General features: G+C 70.0%; 6 protein-coding genes. 3 read left to right on the top strand and 3 right to left on the bottom strand.

What is annotated here, in order from left to right:
* A partial coding sequence (locus ACWEKS_RS29915; RefSeq protein ID WP_452343172.1) for a cation-translocating P-type ATPase occupies positions 1–3654 on the top strand: 3654 nt, incomplete at its 5' end.
* 366 nt (positions 3655–4020) lie between these two features.
* Complete coding sequence (secG, locus tag ACWEKS_RS29910; protein WP_040858416.1) at positions 4021–4254, top strand: preprotein translocase subunit SecG; 234 nt, start codon at positions 4021–4023, stop codon at positions 4252–4254.
* Between the two features lie 65 nt (positions 4255–4319).
* On the opposite strand, the gene ACWEKS_RS29905 is transcribed toward secG, so the two are convergent.
* Together ACWEKS_RS29905 and ACWEKS_RS29900 are read right to left on the bottom strand one after the other, a co-directional pair.
* Entirely contained in the window at positions 4320–4661 is a 342-nt protein-coding gene (locus tag ACWEKS_RS29905; protein WP_452343171.1) for a hypothetical protein, read from the bottom strand.
* A complete protein-coding gene (locus tag ACWEKS_RS29900; RefSeq protein WP_354846545.1) occupies positions 4654–4941 on the bottom strand; it encodes a hypothetical protein in 288 nt (95 codons plus the stop codon). Before ACWEKS_RS29900 ends, ACWEKS_RS29905 begins: the two co-directional genes overlap by 8 nt.
* Before the next feature lie 147 nt (positions 4942–5088).
* Here ACWEKS_RS29900 and ACWEKS_RS29895 point away from each other — a divergent pair, with 147 nt between their 5' ends.
* Positions 5089–5754: a DUF1361 domain-containing protein gene (locus tag ACWEKS_RS29895; protein ID WP_452343170.1), complete on the top strand. Its 666-nt coding sequence runs from the start codon at positions 5089–5091 to the stop codon at positions 5752–5754.
* Between the two features lie 19 nt (positions 5755–5773).
* Here ACWEKS_RS29895 and fadD8 read toward each other — a convergent pair whose 3' ends face one another.
* On the bottom strand, positions 5774–7381 hold the full coding sequence (gene fadD8, locus ACWEKS_RS29890) for a fatty-acid--CoA ligase FadD8 (RefSeq protein WP_452343169.1): 1608 nt from the start codon (positions 7379–7381) through the stop codon (positions 5774–5776).
* Between the last annotated feature and the right edge of the window lie 16 nt (positions 7382–7397).

Here is a 7397-nt window from a genome sequence, read left to right as displayed (position 1 = left end):
GCGCCGACCGCGCCGGCACCGCGCGGCCGCCCCCGCGCGCCCGCCGACGCCGCCGACGCCGTGGCGGCGGGCGTACCGAAGGCGGCGCGGGCCGGTCGCGAGACCTTCGCCGGTGCGCTGTCGACCCTCATGGCGGCGCGCGGCGTGCTGACCCTCGATCCGTTCATGTGGCGCCGCATGGACCGGGTTTCCGCGGTGGTCGTCGACCGGGATGCTGTGCGCGGTCAACGCGCGGTGGTCCTCGACGCCGAATCCCGCGACGACAGCTGGCCGGTCGAGCACGTGTGGAGCGCCGCCCAGCGGCTGCTCTGGTGCGATGGTGAGGAACTGCCCATCCCACCACCACCCGAGCATCGGCGTGAGAATCTGCATCTGGACACCGACGCCGGCCCGCGACTCGGCAGCGACACCGATCCTCCCGGCCCGGACAGCGATCCAGGGGGCCCGCGCTGGCACCTGCTGCACGAGCACGGACACGTGGTCGGGCGGGTGCTGATCGGGAGCGAGCCACATCCGGGTGCTGCCGGATTGCTGTCCACCGCCCGCCAGGCGGGCCTGCGGGTGGTGCTCATCGGTGACGAGGGCACCGGCGAATTGCGTCGCAGCGCCGATGAATTCGTGCTCGCCGGCGGGTCGGTGTCCGGGCTGGTACGGCGACTGCAACAGCAGGGGCACGTGGTGGCGGTGGTCGGTGGCGAGGCGCATCGCGCCCTGGCCGCCGCCGATCTGGGCATCGGTATCGCCTCCCGGACTCCCGGCGCTCCGGCACGCATCCCCTGGCAGGCGGACGTGGTGTGCCCGGATCTGAGTTCGGCACGGCAGATCATCGCCGCTACCGGCCAGGCACGCAATGTCAGTGAGCGCGGCCGGGTCCTGACGCTGTCGGCGGCCACGCTCAGCGGTCTGTTGCTCGCGTCCGGTCCCGCGGAGTCTCGCGCGGCGCGAGCCACCAGCCCGGTCACGGCGGCCACCCTGATGGGGTTGGCAACGGGTCTGAACGGCGGGCGCCGGGCCGCCCGCGCGACCGGGCCGGCCGAGGTGCGGCTGGTGCCGTGGCATGCACTGGAACCGGACGAGGTGCTGGCGCGCCTACCCGCCCCGCACCGGTCGGCGCCGCCGCCTCGCTCGCACGTCACCACCGTCGTCAGCCGGATATCGCAGCGATTGGCCACGCCCGCAACGAGTCTCGCCGGTCTGGTCGCCGATGTGCGCCGCGAGCTGGCCGATCCGATGACCCCACTGCTGGGTGTCGGTGCGGTCGCCTCCGCGCTGCTCGGCTCGCCTACCGACGCCGTGCTCGTCGGCACGGTGCTGGGGCTCAATGCCACGGTGTCGGCCCTGCAGCGCCGCCGCGCCCGGCTGTCGCTGGACAAACTCCTGCTCGGCGAGCGGTTGACCGCTCGGCGGCTCACCGAGGACGGCGAAATCGAGACTCCCGCGGACGGTCTGCTGGCTGGTGATGTGATCGCTCTGGCCACCGGCGAGGTGGTCCCCGCGGATGCGCGGCTGCTGGAGACCGATGGACTGGAAGTGGACGAGTCCGGCCTCACCGGCGAGACCGTGACCGTGGAAAAGCAGACCCCCGCCACACCCGGCGCCCTGCTGGCAGAACGCACCGGCATGGTGTTCGAGGGCAGCGTCGTGGTCAGCGGCGAGGCGACCGCGGTCGTGGTGGCGGTCGGAACCGCCACCGAGGCCGGTCGTGCCCTCGCCGCCGCCGGGCCGCCCCCCAGCGGCGGTGTGCAGGAACAGCTGCGCAGCTTGACCGAACGCGTGCTGCCGTTCACCCTCGGCGGCGGAACCGCCGTAACCGTCACCAGTTTCCTGCGTGGGCTGCCGCTGCGCCCGGCCCTCGCCGACGGGCTGGCCGTGGCCGTCGCCGCCGTCCCCGAGGGACTGCCGCTGGTGGCGACGGTCGCCCAACTGGCCGCCACCCGCCGCCTGTCCCGCCGCGGCGTGCTGGTCCGCTCCAGCCGCACCATCGAGGCACTCGGCCGCGTCGACACCATGTGCTTCGACAAGACCGGCACCCTCACCGAGGGACAATTGCGGCTGGTCGCGGTTGCCGATCTCGACCAGACGTGGGACAGCGACCATCTCGCGAGCACGCCACAGTCGCGGGGGCTGCTCCGCGCCGCCGCCTACGCCTGCCCCAACCCTGACGATGCCCCACTGGTACACGCCACCGACCGAGCTGTCGTCGAGGCGGCGCACACATATCTGGGCCACAGACCGCCCCATGCCTGGGCTCCGATCGAGGAGTTGCCGTTCGAGAGCTTCCGCGGCTACTCCGCGGCGGTGGGCAACACCGGTCAGCACATCCGGCTCGCCGTCAAAGGCGCCCCGGAAGTGCTGCTGCCGCATTGTGATCACGTCCTGCGCACCGATGACGAAGGCCGCCGGGAGGCCCGGCCGTTCATGCCCGAGTGCCGCGCCGCCGCGGAGGCGGCGGTACGCCGGCTGGCCGCGCAGGGGCTGCGGGTGCTGGTGGTGGCGCGGCGCGACTTCGCCTCCGCTCCCCGCGATCTCACCGAAGAGATCGAGCAACTCACCCTTCTCGGCTTCCTCGGTATCGCCGACAGCCCGCGCCCGCAGGCACTGGAACTGCTTGCCGAATTGGCCCGCAATGACATCAGCGTGCGGATGATCACCGGTGATCACCCGGTCACCGCGCGCGCGGTCGCCGAACAGCTCGCCATCCCCGCCGACACGGTGGCCACCGGGGCCGATCTGGACCTGCTGGACGAGGATGGCCAAGCCGAACTCATCGAGCAGGCAACGGTTTTCGCGCGGGTATCGCCTGAACACAAAGTGCGCATCGTGTCCGCACTGCAACGCCGCGGGCACACGGTGGCGATGGCAGGCGACGGCAGCAACGATGCGGCCGCCATCCGCACCGCCGATGTCGGTATCGGGCTGGCCGCTCGCGGGTCGGTCGCCGCACGGGAGGCCGCGGACCTGATCCTCACCGACACCGGCAAGGTCCTCGACCTCACCGTGCTGCAGGAGGCACTGGCCGAGGGCCGTGGCATGTGGCAGCGAGTACGCGACGCGATCGGCGTGCTGGTCGGCGGCAACGCCGGTGAGGTGGCGTTCACCGTCCTGGGCACGCTGCTGTCCGGCCGAGCCCCGATCGGCACCCGGCAATTCCTGGTGGTGAACCTGCTCACCGACCTCGGTCCGGCAATGGCGCTCACACTCTCGGACACCCGGCCCGCCGACGACACCGAAACGGCCGACAGGACACTCGGGCCACCGCCCGGTATCGGCAGCGACTTCCTGCAAGCCGTCGCCGTGCGCGGCGCCTGCACCACCATCGGCGCCGGCGCGGCATGGCTGCTCGGCCGCGCCACCGGCCGGCGCCGCCGCGCGGAAACGATGGCACTGGCCGCCCTGATCGGTACGCAGCTCGGGCAGACCCTGGTGATCGGCCGGCACAGCCGCCTGGTCTGGGTGACCGTGGCAGGCAGCTCCGTAGTCCTCGCCACGATCATCATGGTGCCCGGAGTGAACCGGTTCTTCGGGTGCGTACCACTGGGACCGGTAGCGTGGTCGATCGTGCTGGGCTGCGCCACAACCGGCACCTGTGCGGCCCTGCTCACCGGCCGCGCCCTGTCCGGGCCGCCGCCCGACGTGGCAGGTTCGTCGGCTTAGCTCAATGGTCATAGCGGCTTAGCTCAGGTCATAGCGCCGCCCGGAGAAGGCGGGGCCTTTTCGATGACGGAGTCTCGACGAGGGCTGAGACAATTCCTCATGCGAACATCCACAGTCGTCGTGCTTGCCGTGGCAGCCGCGGTGCTGGTCGCGGTGCATGCAGGTCCCGTTTCCTGGGTTGTCTGGTCCGTGCTGGTCGTACTCGCGACTGCGCTCTGGCTTGTGCGGCGTTGAGCAGGCGCCTCATCGGGGTGTTCCGGCTCGGCAAGATCATCTTTTGGTTTCGGCCGTCACCGTATGCCCCTGGCCACAACGGTTCCTGGCCTGATTCGGGGTGTGCGGTATCGACCGCATACACTGTCGGCCATGCGGATGTTCCTGGATATCCTCCTCGTTATCACCAGTGTGCTGCTGGTGCTGCTGGTGCTGCTGCACCGGGCCAAGGGCGGAGGTCTGTCCAGCCTCTTCGGTGGTGGTGTGCAGTCGAGCTTGTCGGGGTCCACTGTTGTCGAGAAGAACCTCGATCGCATCACGATCTTCCTGGGGTTGATCTGGCTGATCTCCATTCTCGGCATCGGCCTCGAAATCAAGTTCTCCTAGCCCAAGCTCCTGAAATCGCCCGGGCACCACATCGGTGCCCGGGCGATTCGTCGTGCGCGGCAGGGTTACCGCGGATGACGTTGCACGGGTGACAGATTCGCGAGGGCGGCGCTGAGGGCCCGGCGGGCGTCGGCGCGGCTGATGGGGGTGTCGTCGTCGAGGGCGGCCAGTTCGATGGTGAGGAAGTCGCGGATCAGGTCGGACATGCTCACCCCGCGATGGTCGGCCTCGGCGCGGATGCGCTGATCCATGGCGTAGGGGAGCCGGACCGTGCGCAGCACCGTGACGGGGGTGTCGGGGCCGGGGAGGTCGGGTTCGGGGGCGTCCTCGTCGACGGTGAGGCTGTCGAGGAAGTCGCGGGCTTCGTCGGCCGTGTGCGGGTAGCCCTTGTCCGGATAGTCAGTCATGGTCCGCCTCCCATTGTTCGAACTGGGCGAGAAGCCTTCCGGTCACCGGCCGGACGCCGACGACCTGCTGGTCCCACTGCGACAGCGGACGCACCACCACCGCCAGCGGCTGCCCCGCGCCGGTGCGGCCGATGATCATGAGTGCGGGCAGCCCGCCCGTCCCGCGCACCGGTCGCGGCCAGCGCCGGCCCGGGCCGGTCAGGACCCGCATGATCTCCTCGGGTGCGATGCCGAGCCGGGCCGCGACGTCGAGGGCCCACTCGGGAATCTCATATCCCACGGCCGCATAATACGATCGTAAAACAGCTGGTCGCCACCTGTCGACCAGCCTGTCGCGGACAGTGCGGGCGGGTCGGTGGCAGGAGTGTTGCCAAAGGGTGTTGCCAACTCGCATGACGCGCCGCGCCGCGATCGGCATCATGAACGAATGGACCCGGTGAAGACGGTCGCGCCGAGCCTTGCGGGGGTGCTGGACCGGAATCTGTTCTGGATGGTGTGGAACACCGTATTGGCCTGGATCCCGGTGGCTTTGGCGCTGCTGGTGTTCCGCGGCGCGCGCGATGACGAACGGCGACTACCGATTTCGCCGGTGTGGTGGGGCGGATCGGTGCTGTTGCTGCTGTTCCTGCCCAATGCGCCCTATGTGGTGACCGATCTGGTGCACCTGCGCGACGATATCCGCGCGGCCGGCAACGGCCCGGTGGTGACGACGATCCTGCCGGTCTACGGCGCGTTCATCGCCTCCGGTTTCGTCGCCTACTACCTGGTGCTGGCCGAGCTGGGCCGCTTCCTGGAGGCGCGCGGACTGGGCGCTTTGCGCACCCCGGTGACGCTCGCGATCCATTTGCTGTGCGCGATAGGCGTTTTCCTGGGCCGCTGGGTGCGATTGAACAGCTGGGAGCCGGTGGTGCAGCCGCGCGGCACCTTCGATCGCATGATGCTGGCGCTGAGCTGGAATTGGGCACCGGTGCTGATCGCGGCCATGTTCGTGGCAACGGCCCTGGGGCACTTCGTGACCCGGGCCGTGGTGGCGGCGGGCATCGACAGCGCCCGCCGGGGCGCCCGGCTGATCCGAACCCGGAAGTTCGCCTAGCCGAGCGCCCTCGGGGAAATCAGGCGATGCCCAGGCGCTCCTGAGCCAGCACGCGGATCGCCTTCTTGTCCGGCTTGCCGAGCCCGGTCAGCGGCAGCTCCTCGATCACCACCACGTGCTTGGGCACCTGCACCGAACCCTTGCGCTGCTTGACCGCGGCCTGGATCTCGGCGGTGACCACCTCGATCGCGGCCGGATCGGCCGCGGTGGCGGGGTCGAGGACCAGCACGGCGGTCACCGCCTCGCCCCAATGCGCGTCCGGCACACCGACCACCGCGACGGTGACCACCTTCGGGTGTTCGGAGACAACGTCTTCCACCTCGCGCGGGAACACATTGAACCCGCCGGTGACGACCATGTCCTTGGAACGCCCGACGATGAACAGGAATCCGTCCTCGTCCTGGCGGGCCAGATCGCCGGTGCGCAGCCAGCCGTTCTTGAACGTATCGGCCGTGACCTCCGGCAGATTCAGGTAGCCGGCGGCGAGCAGCGGCCCGGAGACACAGATCTCGCCGACCTCACCCTGCGGAACCGGCTTGTCCTCGCCGTCCAGCAGCGCCACCCGGACCGCGACCGAGGGCCGCCCGCACGAGGTGAGCCGCTCCTTGTCGTGCTCGTCCTTGCCCAGGTAGCTGATCGCCATCGGCGCCTCGGACTGCCCGAAGTACTGGGCGAAGATCGGCCCGAAGCGATCGATGGCCTCCTGCAACCGATTCGGGTCGATGGCCGAGGCCCCGTAGTACACCGTCTCCAGCGAGGACAGGTCCCGGGTCTGGGAGTCCGGGTGATCGAGCAGCGCGTACAGCATGGACGGCACCAGCATGGTCGCCGAGATCTTGTGCTCCTCGATGGCGCGCAGCACTTCTCCGGCGTCGAAGCGCGGCAGCACCACGCACTGCCCGCCCAGCAGCACGACCGGCAGGAAGAAGGCCGCGCCCGCGTGCGAGAGCGGCGTGCAGATCAGGAACTTGGGCCGCTTGGGCCACTCCCACTCCGAGAGCTGGATCTGCGTCATGGTGTTCATCGTCAGCGCGGTGCCGATCACGCCCTTGGGCTTGCCGGTGGTGCCGCCGGTGTAGCTGATGGAGATGACATCGGAGGGCAGCAGCTCCACCGCCTCCACCGGATGCGGCGCGTACTTGTCGGCGGTCGCCAGCAGATCCACGCCGACATCGGCGAGCAGTTCGGGCACCGGGCCCAGCACCAGGATCTTGGTCAGCGTCGGCACCATGTCGACCAGTTCCCGGGCGCGCTGCACGAACGCGGGCACCGGATCCAGGATGAGCGTCGAAATGCCCGCGTCGGCAAGCACATACGCGTGATCGTCCAGGCCGCCGATGGGGTGCAGGGCGGTGCGCCGCGAGCCCACGATCTGGCCCGCGCCGATGGTGAACAGCACCTCGGGCCGGTTCAGCGCGAGCACGCCGACCGGGGTGCCGGTGGTGACGCCGTGCTCGGCGAAGGCGTCGATGTAGCGGCTCATGGCGTCGAGCACCTCACCGCCGGTGAGGATGTGGTCGCCGAGGGTGAGCACCGGGCGGTTGCGGTGCCGCTTCAGCCCGGCCACCAGGGCGTGGCCGTTGTGCACCGGCAGCCGCAGCAGGGTGTCGGGATCGAGTGTGGTCATGGGATTCTCAACTCCG

It is taken from the genome of Nocardia sp. NPDC004711 (assembly GCF_053601595.1).
Note: the sequence above shows the minus strand (reverse complement) of the source record. Positions and strands in the feature narration are given on the sequence as shown.